The 18,334-nt window shown below is 61.6% G+C and carries 16 protein-coding genes; 4 read left to right on the top strand and 12 right to left on the bottom strand.

The window, feature by feature from the left end; genetic code table 11:
* Window positions 1-53 precede the first annotated feature (53 nt).
* A complete protein-coding gene (locus ABD806_RS14180) occupies window positions 54-191 on the top strand; it encodes a hypothetical protein (protein WP_344959133.1) in 138 nt (45 codons plus the stop codon).
* Window positions 192-349: 158 nt separating this feature from the next.
* Here the strand turns inward: ABD806_RS14180 and ABD806_RS14185 are convergent, their stop codons facing one another.
* From ABD806_RS14185 to ABD806_RS14195, 3 genes are all read right to left on the bottom strand, one after another.
* Entirely contained in the window at window positions 350-964 is a 615-nt protein-coding gene (locus ABD806_RS14185; protein ID WP_344959135.1) for a TIGR04211 family SH3 domain-containing protein, read from the bottom strand.
* Between the two features lie 91 nt (window positions 965-1,055).
* Entirely contained in the window at window positions 1,056-2,321 is a 1,266-nt protein-coding gene (locus tag ABD806_RS14190) for an inorganic phosphate transporter (protein WP_344959137.1), read from the bottom strand.
* A 25-nt stretch (window positions 2,322-2,346) separates the two neighbouring features.
* Entirely contained in the window at window positions 2,347-3,027 is a 681-nt protein-coding gene (locus ABD806_RS14195) for a TIGR00153 family protein (RefSeq protein ID WP_344959139.1), read from the bottom strand.
* Between the two features lie 167 nt (window positions 3,028-3,194).
* On the opposite strand from ABD806_RS14195, the gene ABD806_RS14200 reads away from it, so the two are divergent.
* Entirely contained in the window at window positions 3,195-4,718 is a 1,524-nt protein-coding gene (locus ABD806_RS14200) for a CYTH and CHAD domain-containing protein (protein WP_344959141.1), read from the top strand.
* A 108-nt stretch (window positions 4,719-4,826) separates the two neighbouring features.
* Here the strand turns inward: ABD806_RS14200 and ABD806_RS14205 are convergent, their stop codons facing one another.
* Genes ABD806_RS14205 through ABD806_RS14215 form a run of 3 tightly spaced genes read right to left on the bottom strand, consistent with a single transcriptional unit; the run spans window position 4,827 to window position 6,215 of the window.
* The gene (locus ABD806_RS14205) at window positions 4,827-5,165 is read right to left on the bottom strand and encodes a hypothetical protein (RefSeq protein ID WP_344959143.1); all 339 of its coding nucleotides are present in this window, start codon (window positions 5,163-5,165) and stop codon (window positions 4,827-4,829) included.
* On the bottom strand, window positions 5,162-5,791 hold the full coding sequence (locus ABD806_RS14210; RefSeq protein WP_344959145.1) for a hypothetical protein: 630 nt from the start codon (window positions 5,789-5,791) through the stop codon (window positions 5,162-5,164). The genes ABD806_RS14205 and ABD806_RS14210 overlap by 4 nt, the downstream gene beginning before the upstream one ends.
* Before the next feature lie 10 nt (window positions 5,792-5,801).
* Complete coding sequence (locus ABD806_RS14215; protein ID WP_344959147.1) at window positions 5,802-6,215, bottom strand: YjfI family protein; 414 nt, start codon at window positions 6,213-6,215, stop codon at window positions 5,802-5,804.
* Window positions 6,216-6,398: 183 nt separating this feature from the next.
* Between ABD806_RS14215 and glnE the strand changes: the two genes are divergently transcribed.
* Complete coding sequence (gene glnE / locus ABD806_RS14220) at window positions 6,399-9,266, top strand: bifunctional [glutamate--ammonia ligase]-adenylyl-L-tyrosine phosphorylase/[glutamate--ammonia-ligase] adenylyltransferase (RefSeq protein WP_344959149.1); 2,868 nt, start codon at window positions 6,399-6,401, stop codon at window positions 9,264-9,266.
* A 92-nt stretch (window positions 9,267-9,358) separates the two neighbouring features.
* Here the strand turns inward: glnE and lpxL are convergent, their stop codons facing one another.
* Window positions 9,359-10,282: an LpxL/LpxP family Kdo(2)-lipid IV(A) lauroyl/palmitoleoyl acyltransferase gene (lpxL, locus tag ABD806_RS14225; protein ID WP_344959151.1), complete on the bottom strand. Its 924-nt coding sequence runs from the start codon at window positions 10,280-10,282 to the stop codon at window positions 9,359-9,361.
* Between the two features lie 136 nt (window positions 10,283-10,418).
* On the opposite strand from lpxL, the gene hldE reads away from it, so the two are divergent.
* Window positions 10,419-11,843 (top strand): bifunctional D-glycero-beta-D-manno-heptose-7-phosphate kinase/D-glycero-beta-D-manno-heptose 1-phosphate adenylyltransferase HldE, encoded by a 1,425-nt coding sequence (gene hldE / locus ABD806_RS14230; RefSeq protein WP_344959153.1) that lies wholly within the window; start codon window positions 10,419-10,421, stop codon window positions 11,841-11,843.
* A 471-nt stretch (window positions 11,844-12,314) separates the two neighbouring features.
* Here hldE and nirD read toward each other — a convergent pair whose 3' ends face one another.
* The 5 genes from nirD to ABD806_RS14255 form a co-directional block, all read right to left on the bottom strand.
* A complete protein-coding gene (gene nirD, locus ABD806_RS14235; RefSeq protein WP_344959155.1) occupies window positions 12,315-12,635 on the bottom strand; it encodes a nitrite reductase small subunit NirD in 321 nt (106 codons plus the stop codon).
* On the bottom strand, window positions 12,632-15,148 hold the full coding sequence (gene nirB, locus ABD806_RS14240; RefSeq protein WP_344959157.1) for a nitrite reductase large subunit NirB: 2,517 nt from the start codon (window positions 15,146-15,148) through the stop codon (window positions 12,632-12,634). Before nirB ends, nirD begins: the two co-directional genes overlap by 4 nt.
* 356 nt (window positions 15,149-15,504) lie before the next feature.
* Entirely contained in the window at window positions 15,505-16,266 is a 762-nt protein-coding gene (gene cobA, locus ABD806_RS14245; RefSeq protein ID WP_344959159.1) for a uroporphyrinogen-III C-methyltransferase, read from the bottom strand.
* 271 nt (window positions 16,267-16,537) lie between these two features.
* Window positions 16,538-17,353 (bottom strand): ABC transporter ATP-binding protein, encoded by an 816-nt coding sequence (locus tag ABD806_RS14250; protein ID WP_344959161.1) that lies wholly within the window; start codon window positions 17,351-17,353, stop codon window positions 16,538-16,540.
* A gap of 10 nt (window positions 17,354-17,363) precedes the next feature.
* On the bottom strand, window positions 17,364-18,332 hold the full coding sequence (locus tag ABD806_RS14255) for an ABC transporter permease (protein WP_344959163.1): 969 nt from the start codon (window positions 18,330-18,332) through the stop codon (window positions 17,364-17,366).
* Window positions 18,333-18,334: the final 2 nt, after the last annotated feature.

Raw genomic sequence — 18,334 nt, forward strand, 5'->3', positions numbered from 1 at the left:
GTGGTTTACCTGATCACCGGCGCCTCCACCGCCGCTTCCATGGTTTTTCCCTGTTGCTGTTCCGTGCCAAGGAAGCCGTCGCCGGCCTGCTGGAAAGGCCGTTACATGAAATGGAAGAGAGCTTTCACTGGCTGCAACAGGACGGCATCGTCTATCGCAAGCCGAACCGGCATTTCGCCCTGAATCAGTAAGGTTAAGGGCGGGGATTGGGGAGCGGGGATTGGAACAATATCAAGAGCGTCATGTTTGCGGATACTGTCTCGCCGACGGTAATAATTTGGCGTCGGCATAACAAGGCCAGGAAATGGGGAGGGACTAAGCCAATCCCCAATCCCTGTTGTTAGGGGTCTTAGTTCATCCAGCGATCCCTGCCGCGCCTGCGGCGCAGGGGGATCAGCGGCAGCAGCAGGCCGAACAGGGCGCCGGCACCGGCCACCAGGCCACCGCGCAGCAGCCAGTCCATGCGCATGTTGTGTTCGCGGTCATCTACATGGCTGGCAAGCCGGCGATTTTCCTCAACCAGTCGCTCACTGTCCTGGCGCAATTCACCCAGTCGGGCGCGCAACTCGTTCAGCTCGGTCCGTTGTTGTTCGATCAGGTTGAGCTTGTCGGCCACATCCTGGCGATGGCTTTCATCCAGGCCTGCCAGCTGCTGTTTCAATACGCTCAGCTCTTGTTCCAGCCTGGGGGTGCGGGATTTGAAGCTCTCCTCTGCCTGGATGAAGTCGGCGTCGATCCAGCCGGTGCGACCGTCCTGATCGCGGATCTGAACATACTGGCTATCGGCGTCCTGGGTTAGGAAGGTCACGGCTTCACCGGCGTTGATGGAGCCCATGATCCGGTATTTATTGCTGGGGCCGGTATGCATATAGGTATACACATTGTCGGAGATATAACGAGTTTCGGCGATGGCGTTGAGCCAGGGCAGACTGCACAGCAGCGCCAGCAGGAGTTTTAATTTCACCTGGATTTCCTTCGAAGCGGGTCAGATTGTCGATGGTAATGGCGTCCGCTGCGCAGGACAAGAAGCAGGAAGGGGGCCTAAGCCCCCTTTATCAGCTGAACGACCACTGAATAATATAGAAGAAGACAATGGCCAGTATGGCACCGGCGGGCAGGGTGACTATCCAGGACACGGCGATATTACGCAGCACATTCAGGTTCAGGGCGGCGATACCGCGCGCCAGGCCTACCCCAATTACGGCACCCACCAGGGTCTGGGTGGTAGAGATGGGCAGGCCGGTGCCGGAGGCGATCACCACTGTCGCAGCGGTAGCCAGTTGGGCGGCGAAACCACGGCTGGGAGTCAGGTGGGTAATACCGGTGCCGACCGTGGCCATCACTTTATGGCCTAGGGAGGCCAGGCCGATCACGATGCCGACGCCACCCAGCGGCAATATCCACCAGGCGATGGCCGACTTGCTGGCGATCTGGCCGGCGCTTTCCACCGTGTTGACCACGGCGGACAGGGGGCCGATGGCATTGGCCACGTCGTTGGAGCCGTGGGCAAAGGCCATGGCACAGGCGGTGATGACCATCAGGATGCCGAATACCTTCTCCACGTTGGAAAAGTGCATGTCGGCATCATCTTGAGGATTATATTGTTGCCGCTTGATATAGACGGCGCTCAATGCGGCCAGCGCTATGGAAACAAGCACCGACAGGCCCCAGCTCTCCATATCGGTCATTTCCAGGCCTACATGCTTGAGTCCCTTCTTCATGGTAACCAGGCAGACCACCATGGCGGTAAAGAAGATATACAGGGGCACATAGCGTTTGGCGGCTTCCAGCGGATTGTCGGCATTGAAGATCAGCCGCTGAACGCTGATAAAGGTAAAGTAGGCCAGCACACCGGACAGGGCCGGGGTGATTATCCAGGAGCCGATGATGCCGAGCACCATATTCCAGTGGATGGCTTCCGCTCCCAGGGCCACCAGGGCAAAGCCGACGATGGCACCGACGATGGAGTGGGTGGTGGATACCGGCCAGCCGAAGCAGGAGGCCAGCAGCAGCCAGGTGCCGGCCGCCAGCAGGGAGGCGATCATGCCGAACACCAGCAGGTCTGGATGACCGTTAAAGGCCTCCGCGTCTATGATGCCGCTGCGGATGGTGGAGGTGACCTCGCCTCCGGCCAGATAGGCACCGGCGAATTCGAAGATCATGGCGATGATAATCGCCTGTTTGATGGTCAGTGAGCGGGTGCCCACCGAGGTGCCCATGGCATTGGCGACGTCGTTGGCGCCGATACCCCAGGCCATGAACAGGCCGAAAACGGCGGCGACCAGGATCAGCGAGGTGCCGTAGTTAGCGATGATATCCATTATTAATAGTTGCCTTGTTTTTCGCTTAGGAACGGGACAGCATCAGCTCTAAACGGGAACCAACCCGCTCGGCCTGATCTGCCAGGTCACCCACCCATTCAAGGATGTTATACAAGAAGATGACATCAATCGGGTTATAGCTGCCCTCGATGGCCTGCAGCTGTTTGCGCAGTTTGGCCTGCATCACATCGGTATCGTCTTCGATCAGATCGAGCTGATGGATCATTTCGCCGACCAGATCCATCTCCCGGCCCTTGAAGCCGGTTTCCAGCAGCTCGTCCAGCTCGTCGATGGCCTTGGTCGCCTGGGCGGTGGCGTCGATGCAGCGGTTGAGGTAAGCCATAAAGGCGGTTTTCAGCTCGGTGGGGATTTCCATCTGGCGACCAATGATACGGCCGGCGATGTCTTTGGCCTTATTGGCAATCTTGTCCTGCTGGGTGAGCAATTCCAGCATATCGGTCCTGGCCACCGGCATAAACAGGCCCCGGGGCAACTTGAGGCGGATTTCGCGCTTGAGGGTATCGGCTTCCTTTTCCAGGTGCGAGATACGCAGCTGGATCTGTTCGGCTTTTTCCCAATCCTTCTCCCACATGGCGTCGAAGAAGGGGACTAATTGCTGGGCCGCTTCATGCACTTTCATAACATGCTTCTGCAGCGGTTTGATCGGGGACTTGGCAAAGAGTCCCAAAATAGTATTTACTGGCATAGCCAATCCTGTGTCGGTGAAAAAACACTCGATACTTCAATGTGGCGCGAATGGTAACTTAACTACCAAGGCAAGAAAACCGCATTTTCATCAAACTGCCATATATGCCTGTTGCTAATTTCGGCATTTACTATTAAATCAAAAGGTTGGTAACATCGGATACCCTTATGGATACAGAAATAGAGATCAAGTTTCTTGCCGTAGATGATATATCGGGCCGCCTGCCCGTGCTGTTGAAAAATTACAATATCCTTAAGCAGGATCAGTTTCACCTGTCCAATACCTACTATGACACCGCCGATCTTGCCCTGCGCCGGGCCGATGCCGGCCTGCGCATCCGCAGCAAGGATGGGGTACTGGAGCAAACCGTCAAGCTGGCGGGCAGCCAGATCGGCGGCCTGCATCAGCGGCCCGAGTATAATGTGGGGCTGGCCGATCACAGCCCTGATTTAGGCCTGTTTCCCGCCCATATCTGGCCCGAGGGGCTGGCACTCGATGCGCTGCAGCAGGCGCTGTTGCCCCAGTTTTGCACCGATTTTGTGCGCCGCCGCTGGCTGTTGAGTTGCGATGACGGCAGCGAAATCGAGCTGGCCTTCGACATCGGCGAAGTGCGCGCCGGCGAGGCCAGTGAGCCGATTGCCGAGCTGGAGCTGGAGCTGTGCCGCGGAGATGCCTCGCAACTGTTCGAACTGGCGGAAGTCCTGATCGCCCAGGGCGGGTTGCGCCTGGGGGCCGTGTCCAAGGCACAGCGAGGCTATCAGTTGGCGGGCTTGAGTCCACTGCCCGGCCTGCGACCGCTGGAGCATGTACCGCTGGCGGCGGCGGACTCCTGCGAGCAGGCCATGGCGCGCATGCTGCATCAGGGGATGGCACACTGGCAGTATCATGAAGAATCCTGGCTGGCCCAGCCCGCCATCGAATTGCTGGTGCAGTTGCGGGAGGGGGTCTCCCTGGTGCACCAGATCCTGTTGATGTTCGGCCCTCTTATCTCGCACAAGGTCAACAGTAGCTGGATAGACGACTTGTTGTGGCTACAGCAACAGTTGTCCTGGCTGGACCGGGCCCAGATGCTGGCCCAGCTGAGCCTGGAGAAGGGCCATTACCTGCGCAAGCTGGACTGCCAGAAGGAGGTGTTGCGTCGGCTGCAGGAGCAGGGCAACTTTCTGCCCGATGAGGATAAGCTGCAGCAGCTGTTTTACAGCGCCCGTTATGCCCGGCTGGTGTTGAGACTGACCCACTGGCTGTATCGCCAGGACTGGCGGGCAGGGGTAAGTCAGCAGCAACAGGTCGGGCTGGCCGCGCCGGTTCAGGGGCTGGCCGATCGGTTGGTCGATGACAGCTGGCAGACCCTGCGCCAAAGCGCCCTGGGCAACCCCGAGCTGAGCCGGGCCGAGTATATTCAGCAGAAAGGCAAACTCAGGCGCAACCTGATGGTGGGCCTGTGCTTCGGCGATCTGTATCCGGAGGCAGAGCGACTGGCGTTCCGCATGCCCTGGCTGGATATACTGCGCGGCATCGAGGATCTGGACATGCTTACTCCCCTGGAAGAGGCATACGACCAGCTGGATCCCGAACAACAGCAGGAACTGACGCTCTGGCTGGACCGTAAACAGAATTTCCTGCTGGAGGCGCTGGAACAGTCCCGGGACCAGGCGTTGCAACAGCAGCCCTATTGGTTGGCGACCGAGTGACATCCATAAGGCCGGGATCCTATCGGTCGGTTGCTTGTCGAGGCGCGTCCTGGCGCCGAAAATTCATGCTCGACCCGGGGGCCGAGGCCCGCCGTCGGGTGGTGACGCTCACTGCCCGCGCTTGCCGGCTTGCCGGCTGTGGGCAAGCAGCTCGTCCATCACCCTGTGCTTGATTTCCAGCTGTTGGCCTGGCTCAAGGCCGTAGCGCTCAGCCAGGTAGACATAGTCCTGCGGGCTTAAGGACACCGTCAACCTGGGCCGCTTGGGCTTGGTGGGGGTGGGCAGGGTAAGGATATGGCGGATCTGATCCGAGGGGCTCAGACCATTATCCAGGGCTTGTCGCCGAATATGGTACTGCAGCGCTTCGTCCATATCGAACGCCACCTGCACCGCCTTGGCTGCCCTTACCGAACTCTGCCATTTTTCCGGCAACTTGCGCTGAGTCATGAGCGGGCGTCCAGTTGTCGCCGCAGGCGATCCAGTACCTGCTCGACACTATGGGAGTGGACCGGCGCATTGTCGCATCGCTCTTCGGCCTCCTGCGCCAGGGCTTGCTCCCGGGCCCGTATCTGCCGCACCGCCTGCCTGGCGTTGAGCAGTTTCACCTGGGGATGGCGGCGGATGGCGGCCATGGTTTTCTGTACACAGGAGGTTGCCTTGGCCATCGACAGCTGGCGGCAGAGATCGTGGTAATGGCGTTCGGCCTGCAACCGGCGGCGTTGATAATAATCGAGTTGCCGCTGGCTAGTGGTCTGCTCGGCCCGGCCGTTGGCCAGCCGGTCTTCCAGCTCTGCCACCCGGGCCGCCAGTTGCCTGGCCTGCTCCTGGGCTTGGGCATTCAGGGCGGCGAGTACAGCCTGTTCCTGCCGGCTGATCGCTTGTTGCAGCTCCGCCCGGCCGGTGTCCAGCGCCGCCTGCTCCCGGCGTAGCTGCCGGCACTGACGCTCCAGGCCCGCCAAGTGCTGTTCCGCATGGCGGCAGGCGCGTACCAGTTGCACGCACACCTTGTCCGGGTCCAGGCGACCATCCTGTGAGTCCTGCAGGCTGCGCAGTATCTGGCCCAATACGCTCATATCCCCATCCTCACAGTAAAAACTCGACCATGTCCTCGATCACCTCGAGGCAGTTATCGCTCAGCACCACCAGCTCATGCTCGATATCGGCGAGGCTGGCGTGGCGCGACAGGGCGCCGAACACCACGTACCAGTCATCCAGTCGGGCAAAGGCCGACAAGGGCATGGGAATATTCATATCCAGCATGGCTTCCAGCATGCCTTGTCGCAGCCCGGGATTGACCTGGCTTTCATCCCACAGGTAGCTGATGCAGAGGATCTGATCATCGGAGATGGACACGAACAGCGGCAGCTCTTCGCGACCGCCCACGGTGACCCTTAATACCTCTACGTCACCGGGGATTGGCAGGCACTGAAAGGCAAAACCGGTACTGGTATTGTCCCCCAGCTGTTCAAGATGGCGGCCAATAACGGATAGTTCCATAAAAATATCCTGACATAATAAGTCATACAGACTAATCAGCCGCCGCCGCCAGTGCAAGTGCTCACTGGCCGACGATGGCTCAAACCCTCGGGCCGAAGGGGGGCGAACTGTGCGAATCCCCTCTGTTCAAGCGCGTTAACAGTGGTAGTCTGAAGCCAAGCAATTACCGATAAGGATATGTAGATGGTCGAGATGCCCGCCCTGTTGAGTGCCGAAGCCGATAAACACTGGATCCGCTTTGAGGAAAGAGCGGCCGAGCTGCTGCCGCGGCTGTCCGCCGGCCGTTGTGTGCAACTGAAAGCCCTGTTTGCCTGCAGCGATTTTGCCGCCGACAGCCTGTGCCAGCAGCCGGAGCTGGCGCTGACCCTGGAGCAGGAGGCGGATCTCAACTGCAGCGACAGGGCCGGTCGTTATCGTCCGACCCTCGCCGGTCAGCTGGCCGGGGTTACCGACGAACCCGGCATGATGCGGACCCTGCGCCGGTTCCGCCGGCGCGAACTGCTGCTGATCGCCTGGCGGGAAATGCTGCAGGGCGCCGAGGTGGAAGAGAGCTTCGTGCATATCTCGGCCCTGGCCGACGCCCTGATCATGGAGGCCTATCGCTGGCTGTATCAGCGTCAATGTGCCGAACTGGGCACGCCCACCGATGCCGAGGGCAAGGCGGTGCCCATGCTGATCCTGGGGATGGGCAAGCTGGGCGGTTTCGAGCTGAATTTCTCCTCCGATATCGATTTGATATTTACCTTTCCCCACAACGGCGTCACTAGGGGTGGGCGCAAGGAGTTGGCCAACCAGCAGTTTTTTATCCGTCTCGGGCAAAAGCTGGTCAATGCCCTCAATCAGACCACGGTCGACGGCCAGGTGTACCGGGTGGATATGCGGTTGCGGCCGTTCGGTGAATCGGGGCCGCTGGCGGTCAGCTTCGCCGCCATGGAAGATTACTACCAGCATCATGGCCGCACCTGGGAGCGTTACGCCATGGTCAAGGCGCGAGTCCTCAATGACGAGGGAGAATACAGTCGCGAGCTGAAGGCCATGCTCAAACCCTTTGTATTCCGCCGTTACATTGACTTCGGGGTGATCGATTCATTGCGCCAGATGAAGGCGATGATCGCGGCCGAAGTCAGGCGCAAGGGGCTGAAGGACAATATCAAGCTGGGCGCCGGCGGCATTCGAGAAGTGGAGTTTATCGCCCAGGTATTTCAGCTTATTCGTGGTGGCCGGGAGCCGGCGCTGCAGGTGCGCCATCTGCCCGATGCACTGTCGGCAACATGTGAGGCTGGCGCCTTGACGGCGGAGGTCGCGGCCCGGCTGCATCAGAGTTATCGCTTCCTGCGGCGGGTGGAGAACTTCCTGCAGGCCTTTGCCGATCAGCAGACCCAGACCCTGCCCCAGGACGAACTGAACCGCACCCGTCTGAGCTGGTTGATGGGCTTCGCCGGCTGGGAGGACTTTTACCTGGCCCTGAGTGACGCCATGGCCCGGGTGCATGAGCAGTTCATCGGGCTGATCGGTGACACCACGGAAGCCGAGGAAGAAGGCGTCGCCCAGATCTGGATCGACATCTGGCAGACCGAATGGGAGCCGGATGAACTGGATTCACTGCTGCGGGAGCAGGGGCTGGAGGCGGACAAGGCCGCTCGGCTGGCGACCGCCATCCTCGCCCTCAAGGAGGAGTGCGGCCGGCGGCCGGTCGGTCCCCAGGGGCGGCAGGCACTGGAAAAACTGGTGCCGGTACTGCTCGACAAGGTCAACCAGTCGGCCAAACCGGGCATACTGTTTGAGCGGCTGCGTCAGCTGCTGAGCCGTATCATCACCCGCTCCGCCTACCTGCAGTTGCTGGTGGAAAACACCGGCGCCCTGACCCAGCTGGTCCGCTTGTGCGAGGCCAGTTCGTTGGTGGCCGAGCAGTTGGCCCGTTATCCGATCCTGCTCGACGAGCTGCTGGTGCCCCAGTTGCTCTACAATCCGATGCCGCTGGAGGCTTATAAGGACGAGCTGCGGCAGTTCCTGTTGCGGGTGCCGGAAGAGGACATGGAGCAGCAGATGGAGGCGTTGCGCCAGTTCAAGCAAATCCAGCTGTTGCGCATCGCCGCCGCCGACATCGCCGGCGCCCTGCCGCTGATGAAGGTGAGCGATCACCTGACCTGGCTGGCGGAGGCGATAGTGGAAGAGGTGGTCAACCAGGCCTGGGCGCAGCTCACCGCCCGGCACGGCGTGCCCGAGTGTCTGGCCGACAGCAGCAACAAGGGATTCGGGGTGTTGGCCTACGGCAAGCTGGGCGGCATAGAGCTGGCCTACAGCTCGGATCTGGATATGGTGTTTGTCCACGACAGTGCCATCAAGGGCCAGACCAACGGCGCCAAGCCCCTAGACTACCGGCAGTTCTATCTGCGCTTGGCCCAGCGGATCATCCATCTGTTCGGTACCCGTACCGCCAGCGGCATCCTTTATGAGGTGGACATGCGGCTGCGGCCCAGCGGCAATTCCGGACTGATGGTCAGCCCGCTGGATGCCTATCACGGCTACCTGCAGCAACAGGCCTGGACCTGGGAGCATCAGGCGCTGGTGCGCAGCCGTATGATAGTGGGTGACCAGGAATTGTTTGAATCCTTCGATGGGATTCGCCGGCAGGTGCTCAGCCAGCAAAGGGACAAGGCTGCCCTGGCCGAAGAAGTAGTCAAGATGCGCGAAAAGATGCGCAGCCACCTGCTCAAGGGGACGGCTGAGGAGTTTGATCTCAAGCAGTCGGCCGGTGGCCTGGCCGATATCGAGTTTTTAACCCAGTATCTGGTGCTGGCTTACAGCCATCAGCATCCGGCCCTGACCCGCTGGTCGGATAATATCCGCATCCTGGAGGCGGCGGTGGAGGTCGGGCTGTTGACGGAAGAAGAAGCCCTGCGGCTGAAGACCGCCTATTGCGCCATCCGTGACCGGGGCCATCGGCTGAGTTTGTCGGATCTGCCCGGTCGGGTGGACAATGGCGAGTTGCAGGCCGAACGCCAGTGGGTGATCGACAGCTGGCACGAGTGGCTTGCCGTTGGGGATTAGTCGTAGGTCGGCCCTTGGGCCGACAATAATATACGGGAGAAACATCGGGACGAAGATTGTCGTGCCGAGGCACGACCTACGGTCTCATGCCCTTAATACCGGTAGGCCACGCCCTCGGGGGTGGTCTTAAAGCGCCGGTGCAGCCACATGTACTGGCCCGGCGCCATGCGGATGGCGGCTTCCAGCACCCGGTTGCTGGCGAGGGCGTCCTGCACATCATCCCCAGTGGGGAAATTAGCCATGGGCGGCTGGATGATCAGCCGGTAGCCCCGGTTGTCGCGCAGGGTAAAGCAGGGCAGGGTGATGGTGTTTTTCACCCGCGCCAGGGTCGCGGTGCCGGTGATGGTGGCGGCGTCCGTCACCGCAAAGAAGGGCACGAACACGCTGGCATGGCTGCCATAGTCATGATCCGGCGCATACCAGAGCGCATCCCCCTGACGCAGCGCCCTGAGCATGCCCTTGATATCCAGCCGGTCCACCAGGTATTTGTTGGAGCGGCAGCGGCCATGGACCTGGGCATATTCCAGCACCGGATTGGTGTTGGGCCGATAGACGCCGACTCCCGGACGATACAGGCCGAACTGGCGGGCATTAAGTTCCAGGGTCAGGAAATGGGCCGACAGCAGCAGCATGCCCTGGCCCCGCCCGGCCGCCGCGTCCACATGTTCGGTGCCTTCCATCCGGGTCAGGGCCCGCATGCGCCAGTCGGGCCAGAACCAGGCCATGCCGGTCTCGAAGATGGCGCAACCCACGCTTTCGAAGTTTTCCCGCAGCAGATATTCCCGCTCGGCCAGGCTCAGCTCGGGCAGGGCCAGCTCCAGGTTGCGGCGTGCCACCCGGACCCTGGATTTCAGTGGCCGCATCGAGCCCCGCCCCAGGGCACGGCCCAGGGCCATCTGTGTACGCCAGGGCAGCAGGGTGACCAGCAGCCATAACAGGCCCAGGCCACACCAGGTGAACAGGTATTTGGGATGCAGCAGTCGCCTGCTGAATGGGGGAAGCCATGAGTCGCGCATAGGGTCTGGTCGCCGTTGGAAATGGTTGAATTCTAATTAACTACGGCCGGAATGACCACCGACAGGCAGCCGACGGGTGCGATTCTCGGCGGCTGTGATAAAATTTGGCCTCTTTCATGTCACAAGAGTCTAGGCGATGAAGATAAAGTTACCGGAGTTTGAGCAGGCAAGGGTACTGGTAGTCGGGGATGTGATGCTGGACAAGTACTGGTCCGGCCCCACCGGACGTATCTCCCCCGAGGCGCCGGTACCTGTGGTCAAAGTCGAGCACAATGAAGAGCGCCCGGGCGGGGCGGCCAACGTGGCCTTGAATGCCGCGGCCCTGGGCGGTCATGCCCGCCTGTTGGGGCTGACCGGCGATGACGACGCCGCCAATACCCTGCAGGACAAGATGAGCGGGGTCGGGGTGGTATGCGACTTCGCACGCCTGAAGACCCATCCGACCATCACCAAGCTGCGGATCATCAGCCGCCATCAGCAGCTGCTGCGACTGGACTTTGAAGAAGGCTTTGCCGGCGAGGACGCCGCGCCGCTGCTGGACAAGACCCGCAATGCCCTGGCCGACGCCGGTGTGCTGGTGTTGTCCGATTACGCCAAGGGGGCCCTGAGCCAGGTACAGGCCCTGATCCAGGCCGCCAACCAGGCGGGGGTGCCGGTGCTGGTGGATCCCAAGGGCTCGGATTTTGAAAAATACCGGGGCGCTACCCTGCTCACCCCTAATATGAGCGAATTTGAGGCGGTGGTCGGCAAGGTCAGGGACGAGCGTGATCTGGTGGCCAAGGGCCTGGCGCTGGTGGCGCGCTTCGAGTTCGATGCCCTGCTGGTGACCCGCTCGGAGCACGGCATGACCCTGATCCGTCCGGGCCAGGACGAATTGCACCTGCCGGCCCAGGCCCACGAGGTGTTCGACGTCACCGGTGCCGGTGACACGGTGATCGCCACCCTGGCCACCGGCCTGGCCGCCGGCCTGCCGCTGGACGAGGCCTGCGCCCTCGCCAACGTGGCCGCCGGCATAGTGGTTGGCAAGTTGGGTACTTCCACCGTTTCCGCCATCGAGCTGGCCAATGAACTCTATGGCGCGCCCGAGTCCGGCATGGGGGTGGTGACCGAACAACAGCTGAAATACGTGGTGGACGCGGCCCGTCGCCGGGGCGAGAAGATCGTGATGACCAATGGTTGCTTCGATATCCTGCATGCCGGCCATGTCTCCTACCTCAACCATGCCCGCCAGCTGGGCGACCGGCTGATCGTCGCGGTCAATACCGATGCCTCGGTGCGCGCCCTCAAGGGCGAGGGCCGCCCGGTCAACACGGTGGACAGGCGCATGGCGGTGCTGGCCGGCCTGGGCGCGGTCGACTGGGTGGTGCCCTTTGCGGAAGACACCCCGCGCCGGCTGATCGCCGAAACCCTGCCGGACGTGCTGGTCAAGGGTGGTGACTACGAGCCCGAGCAGATCGCCGGCTTCGAGGAAGTGACCGCCAACGGCGGCGAGGTGAAGGTGCTCAACTTCGAGGACGGTTGCTCCACCAGCGCCATTATCGAGGCGATCCGTACCCGCTGAGTGTTTGCGCATAAGAGCCTGTTTGAAATCTTTTGTACCCGGCCAAAGCGCACTACTCCGCCGACTCGCCATAAACCCCTCCCTGGGGGCTCCGCCGCGCCGGTATCGCGGAAACAGCTCTTGTCGCTACGCTGTGACTTGCCACTGGCAACTCGGTCGCGGCGCCAAGATGCTGTACTAGGCGCTTCGCGCCCCCTGGCGCGGAGGGTCTGTTTCGCTGCCCCCTTTGTTTTCCCCCAAGCTCGCTGTCGCCTGTGGGCGCGACCTTCAGACAACGGCGGAGCCTGGAAGAAGCAGCCCTGTCGACTCTTTGTTTGAGCCGTTACAGACAAGCTTCATAAAGATCGTAAACAGCTGCCAACAAAAACGGTGCCAATGCGGCACCGTGTGATTATTTAAGGTGGACGCGGGGCGGGTTTCCGGCTCCCCTATTTCCGTTGGCCCAATCCCGCGTCCTTATCCCGTCAGGGATTACTGCTCAAGCCAGAGCTGGCCGTCCTTGGCGACCAGGGGCCAGACCTTGACCTTGACGTCCTCCTGCTCCAGGCAGCGGCCGTCGCGCAGGGAGTAATGGTGTTTGTACAGGGGCGAGGCGACACAGGGTTCGCCCTTGATGTCGCCCAGGATGCCCCGCGACAGCACTTGCGCCTGGCCCAGGGGGTCCCAGTTGTCGAGGGCGAAGTAGCCCAGCCCCGGCAGGTTGAACAGGGCCAGCTGCTGATCCTCGACGAGGGCGGCCATGCCGCCGTATTCCGGCAGCTCATCCAGTTGGCAAAGACGGGTAAGACTCATGATAACTCCTTGATTTCAATCATTTCAACGGGGCGGATCTGGCCGCGCTTACGGTCGAAGACGATGCTGTCGTCGGCCTGTTCGGTGTTGACGAAGCTGCGGAAGCGCTTGAGCTTTTCCGGACTCTCGAGGGTCGTCTTCCATTCACACTGGTAGCTGCCGATAACGTGGGCCATGCGCCCTTCCAGCTCTTCTGCCAGGCCGAGGGAATCGTCAATGACCACCTGTTTCAGGTAATCCAGGCCGCCCTCCAGGTTCTCGGTCCAGACCGAGGTCCGCTGCAGTCGATCGGCGGTGGCCACATAGAACATCAGCAACCGGTCGATGTAGCGGATCAGGGTATCGGTATCCAGATCGGTGGCGAACAAGTCTGCATGGCGTGGGCGCATGCCGCCATTGCCGCCGAAATACAGGTTCCAGCCTTTCTCGGTGGCGATCACGCCCACATCCTTGCTCTGGGCTTCGGCGCATTCGCGGGTACAGCCGGACACGGCAAACTTGAGCTTGTGGGGCGAGCGCAGACCCTTGTACCTGTGCTCCAGGGCCACCGCCATATCCAGCGAGTCTTGCACGCCATAGCGGCACCAGCTGGAGCCAACGCAGGATTTGACCGTACGCAGCGACTTGCCGTAGGCATGGCCGGTTTCAAAACCGGCGTCGATCAGTTCCTGCCAGATCAGTGGCAGCTGCTCCAGGCGGGCACCGAACAGGTCGATGCGCTGGCCGCCGGTGATCTTGGTGTAGAGGTCGTAGCGCTTGGCAACCCGGCCGATGGTTAGCAGTTGATCCGGAGTTATCTCCCCCGCGGGTACCCTGGGCACCACCGAGTAGGTACCGTTTTTCTGGATATTGGCGAGAAAGGCGTCATTGGTGTCTTGCAGGCCCGCATGTCTGGGCTCCAGCACATGCTCGTTCCACAGGGAGGCAAAGATGGACGCGACTGCCGGCTTGCAGATATCGCAGCCCAGGCCATGACCATGCTTGGTCAGCAGCTCATCGAAGCTCTTGATCTGGCCGACCTTGATCAGGTGGAACAACTCCTGACGGCTGTAGGCAAAGTGCTCACAGATACTCTTGTCGGCGGTGATGCCCTGTTCTTCCAGCGCCTGGTTGACCACCTGGCCAAGCAGGCCGCTACAGCCGCCACAACCGGTGCCGGCCTTGGTGCAGGCCTTGACCGCGGATACATCGCAGGCGCCGCCCTGAACTGCCTCGACGATGGCACCCTTGGTGACGTTGTGGCAGGAGCAGATGGTGGCCGTCGCCGGCAGGGCTGCCTTGGAGGATGCGCCACCCTCGGCTCCTTCCGGTACCAGCAGGGCCAGCGGGTGATCGGGCAGCGGCATGTCGTTGAGATAGGTTTGCAGCAGGCTGTCGTAGTCGCCGGTGTCACCCACCAGCACGGCGCCGAGCAGGCGATCACCCGCTTCGTTCAGCACCAGTTTCTTGTACAGATCCTTGCTCCTGTCGAGCAGCAGCACTTCCTGGCTGCCCGGGGTCTGGCCGTGGGCGTCACCGATGGCGCCGACTTCCACTCCCAGCAGCTTGAGCTTGGTACTCATGTCGGCACCCTGGAAGGCACCTTCGCTGCCCAGCAGCTGAGCCGCGGCCACCCGTGCCATCTGATAGCCGGGGGCAACCAGCCCGAACAGCTTGCCGTCCCACAGGGCACATTCGCCGATGGCAAAGATGGCCGGATCCGAAGTCTGGCACTGGTCATTGATGCAGATGCCGCCGCGCTCGCCAAGCTCGAGGCCGGCGCTGCGTGCCAGGGCATCCTGGGGGCGGATACCGGCGCTGAACAACAGTACATCGGTTTCCAGTACGGCACCGTCGGCAAATTCCAGGCGGTGGAGGGCGCTTTCGCCATCAATAATGTGGCGGGTGGCTTTTTCGGTATGAACCTGCACCCCCAGGCGCACGATTTTTTCCTTCAGCAGGGTGCCGCCCTGCTCGTCCAGCTGTACCGGCATCAGCCGCGGGGCAAACTCCACCACATGGGTTTCCAGGCCGAGCAGACGCAGGGCGTTGGCGGCTTCCAGGCCGAGCAGGCCACCACCGATTACTACCCCTGTCCTGGCCTTCTGGCAGGCAGCCTGGATTTCGGCCAGATCGTCCAGGGTACGATAGACAAAGCAGTTGTCTCTGTCGTTGCCGGGAATGGGCGGCACAAAGGGAATCGAGCCGGTGGCCAGTACCAGTTGGTCATAGTTCAGGCTGTGGCCGAGAGAGGTGGTCAGGATTTTAGCTGCCCGATCGATACCGGTGACTTCCTCGTTGAGGCGCAGGGTGACGCCATTGTTGGCATACCAGTCGGCGCCGGCCATGGACAGCTGGTCCGGGGTCTTGCCATCGAATACTTCCGACAGGTGCACCCGATCGTAGGCGGCATGTTTTTCTGCGCCGAATACGGTGATCTCGTAATGCTCCAGACCCTGCTGATCAACCAACTGCTGTACCAGGTGGTGGCCGACCATGCCATTGCCGATTACGATAAGTTTTTGCTTCATCATTACTATCCTTAAGCCACCCTGGACTTGCTGGTGAATTGACCGATCTTGTCGTGACCCGTTGCTGCCGGCTTATCGCTTTATTGAGCGCTGATGCCGGTGCATCTGGTGCTTGAATAGATATAATCAAGATACATGCCATAATTTATGTAATTGATTGCAAATGGGTTTTTTATATGGGAGGAAAGGCTCTGCCCATTTCGAGGGCAGCGGTTTCACCATGATGATGCGGCTGGCATGAGCCGGGAGATGCGCATGACCACGTGGCCATATAAAACACCGGAGCATGTTGAACGCAGGGCCCGGATAGTATTCCGGGCCCTGGCTTTGCGTGGGGGAGCAGGCTGGGGAAGCGCGGATCAGGCCACCGCGAGGGAATCCAGGGTGGCGGTCAGTTCGGCGCGCAGGCGGACCACTTCGCCGATCATCATCAGCACGGGACCGGTTGGGGTCAGGGAGTCGGCGGTACGGGTCAGGCGGCCCAGCCCGGTGGTGGTGATCCGCTGTGTGCGGGTGGTGCCCGATTCGATCAGCGCGACCGGCAGAGTTGCGGGGCAGCCTTCGGCCAGCAGCTGCTGCTGGATCAGGGAGGCCTGCTCCAGGCCCATGTAGAACACCAGGGTCTGTCCGGCCTGGGCCAGGGCGGACCAGGCCCTGAACTCGCCGCCCTGTTGCAGGTGGCCGGTAACCAGGGTGACGGCGCGTGCCAGGCCGCGGTGGGTGAGGGGGATAAGGCTGGAAGCGGCGCAGCCCAGGGCGGCGGTGATGCCGGGCACCACGCTGAAGGGGATCCGGTGTTGCTGCAGGTAGAGGGCTTCTTCGCCACCGCGGCCGAAGATAAAGGGATCGCCGCCCTTGAGCCGCACCACCTTGTTGCCGGCCCTGGCCAGACGGACCAGTACGGCGCAGATGTCCTCCTGGCGGGCGCTGGTCTTGCCACAGCGCTTGCCCATCTCGATGCGTTTCACCCCGGCCGGGATCAGGGCCAGGATCTCGGGGCTGACCAGGCTGTCGTACACCACCACCTCGGCCTGCTCGATGGCGCGCATCGCCTTCAGGGTCAGCAATTCGGGATCGCCGGGGCCGGCACCTACCAGGGTTACATGCATGGATTTGTTCATCACTTTATCTCCTTGAGGCTGTCGCGGCAGGCCCCGAACAAAGGCATTGGTTTATCTGCGTGTCCTGCCCGGCGGATGGCGCGGCGGGTGGAAGCACTTAACTTGTATTAGGCAAAACCTGTGCCAGAGTGAATATTCTTGTTAATCATGTGGTTGCACATGGGATGTGCAAGCGGGGTGCACAATCATAAGGCAATGGCAACAAGATGGTGCACCGGGGCGGCGCTATGGGGCGGCGCTATGAGGCCGCCCCGTGGCTTGCCGTCGGCGGTCAGGCGACGTTGGCCTTCCCGCCCAGCTGGCTGACCTTGTTATGGCCTTCGTACAGGAAGCTGAGCACCCGCCGGCGCAGTTGGTGGTAGTGGGTGTCGTCGCTGAGCAGGACCCGGTTGCGCGGGCGTTGCAGGGGAATGTCCAGGATTTCCCCTATGGTGGCCGAGGGACCGTTGGTCATCATCACGATGCGATCCGACAGCAGTACGGCCTCGTCCACATCGTGGGTGATCATGATCACCGTGTTGCCCAGTTCGGCCTGGATCTCCATCAGCGAGTCCTGCAGATGGGCCCGGGTCAGGGCGTCGAGGGCGCCGAAGGGTTCGTCCATCAGCAGCACCTTGGGATCCACCGCCAGTGCCCGGGCTATGCCCACCCGCTGCTTCATGCCGCCGGAGATCTCGCCGGGCAGCTTGTGGGCCGCATGGTTCATGTGCACCAGAGCGAGGAAATGGGCCACCCGCTCCCTGCGCTCGGCCTTGCCGTGCCGGGTAAAGGTGTTGTCCACCGCCAGGGCGATGTTCTGCTCCACCGTCAACCAGGGCAGCAGGGCATGGTTCTGGAACACCACGGCCCGCTCGGGGCCGGGGCCGTCAACTTCCCTGCCCTCCAGGATAACGCCGCCGGTGCTGGCGGTGTACAGCCCGGCCACCAGGTTGAGCACAGTGCTCTTGCCGCAGCCAGAGTGGCCGATCAACGACACGAACTCGCCTTTCTTCAGCCTGAGGTTGATGTTCTTCAGCGCTTCGAATTCGCCCTTGTCGGTGCTAAAACGCATGTCGACACCGCTCAGCTCCAGGTAATGTTTGCTCATTTCGGTCTCCTTAGCGGTGGTTGCCGGTCTTGTCCCAGGACAGTTGTTGCTGCAATGCCAGCATCAGCCGGTCGAGCAGGTAGCCGATCAGCCCGATAACCACCACCGCCACCATGATGCGGGCCATGGAATCGCTGCTGCCGTTCTGAAATTCATCCCATACGAATTTACCCAGGCCCGGGTTCTGGGCCAGCATCTCGGCGGCGATCAGCACCATCCAGGCGACCCCCAGGGACAGGCGCAGGCCGGTGAAGATCATGGGGATGGCGCTGGGCAGCACGATTTGGCGCACATGGGTCAGGCCGCGCAGACGCAGCATCTTGCTGACGTTGACCAGGTCCTTGTCCATGCCAGCTACCCCCACGGCGGTGTTGATGAGTGTCGGCCACAGGCTGCACAGGGTGACGGTGACCAGGGAGATCAGGAACGACTTGGACACCAGCGGCTCGGGGGTCACATAGAGGGCGCTCACCACTATGGTCACCAGCGGCAGCCAGGCCAGGGGGGACACCGGCTTGAGCAGCTGCACCACCGGGTTCATCGCCTGATACAGGTTCTTGTTCAGTCCCAGGGCGATACCGGCCGGAATGGCGATGACCATGGCCAGCAAAAAGCCGGCGGCCACGGTTTTCAGGCTGGTCAGGATCTGGTCGAAGAAGGTGGGGCGGCCGGTAAAGGCGCGTATCCGCACTTGGGCGTCGGGATTCTCCGCCTTGATGGTCAGGTTGCGGGCGATCTGGCGGTCATAGAAAGCCCGCTCCCGGCTCCGCTCGGCCTGGTGCTCCTGCACCAGGTTGACCAGCTGCTGGCCGGTTTGCACCGGGCCGGGCAGGGTACCGAGGGAGGTGGTGACCTGGGCCGCCAGCAGATGCCAGATCAGCAGGAAGCCGGTGATGCCCAGCATAGGGATCAGGGCCCTGGACAGCCGGCGCGGCGAAGCCAGGCCTGAAAGTCGGGACAGGGGGATGATGTTCATCATGA

It is taken from the genome of Zobellella aerophila (assembly GCF_039539325.1).
GTDB classification, from domain to species: domain Bacteria; phylum Pseudomonadota; class Gammaproteobacteria; order Enterobacterales; family Aeromonadaceae; genus Oceanimonas; species Oceanimonas aerophila.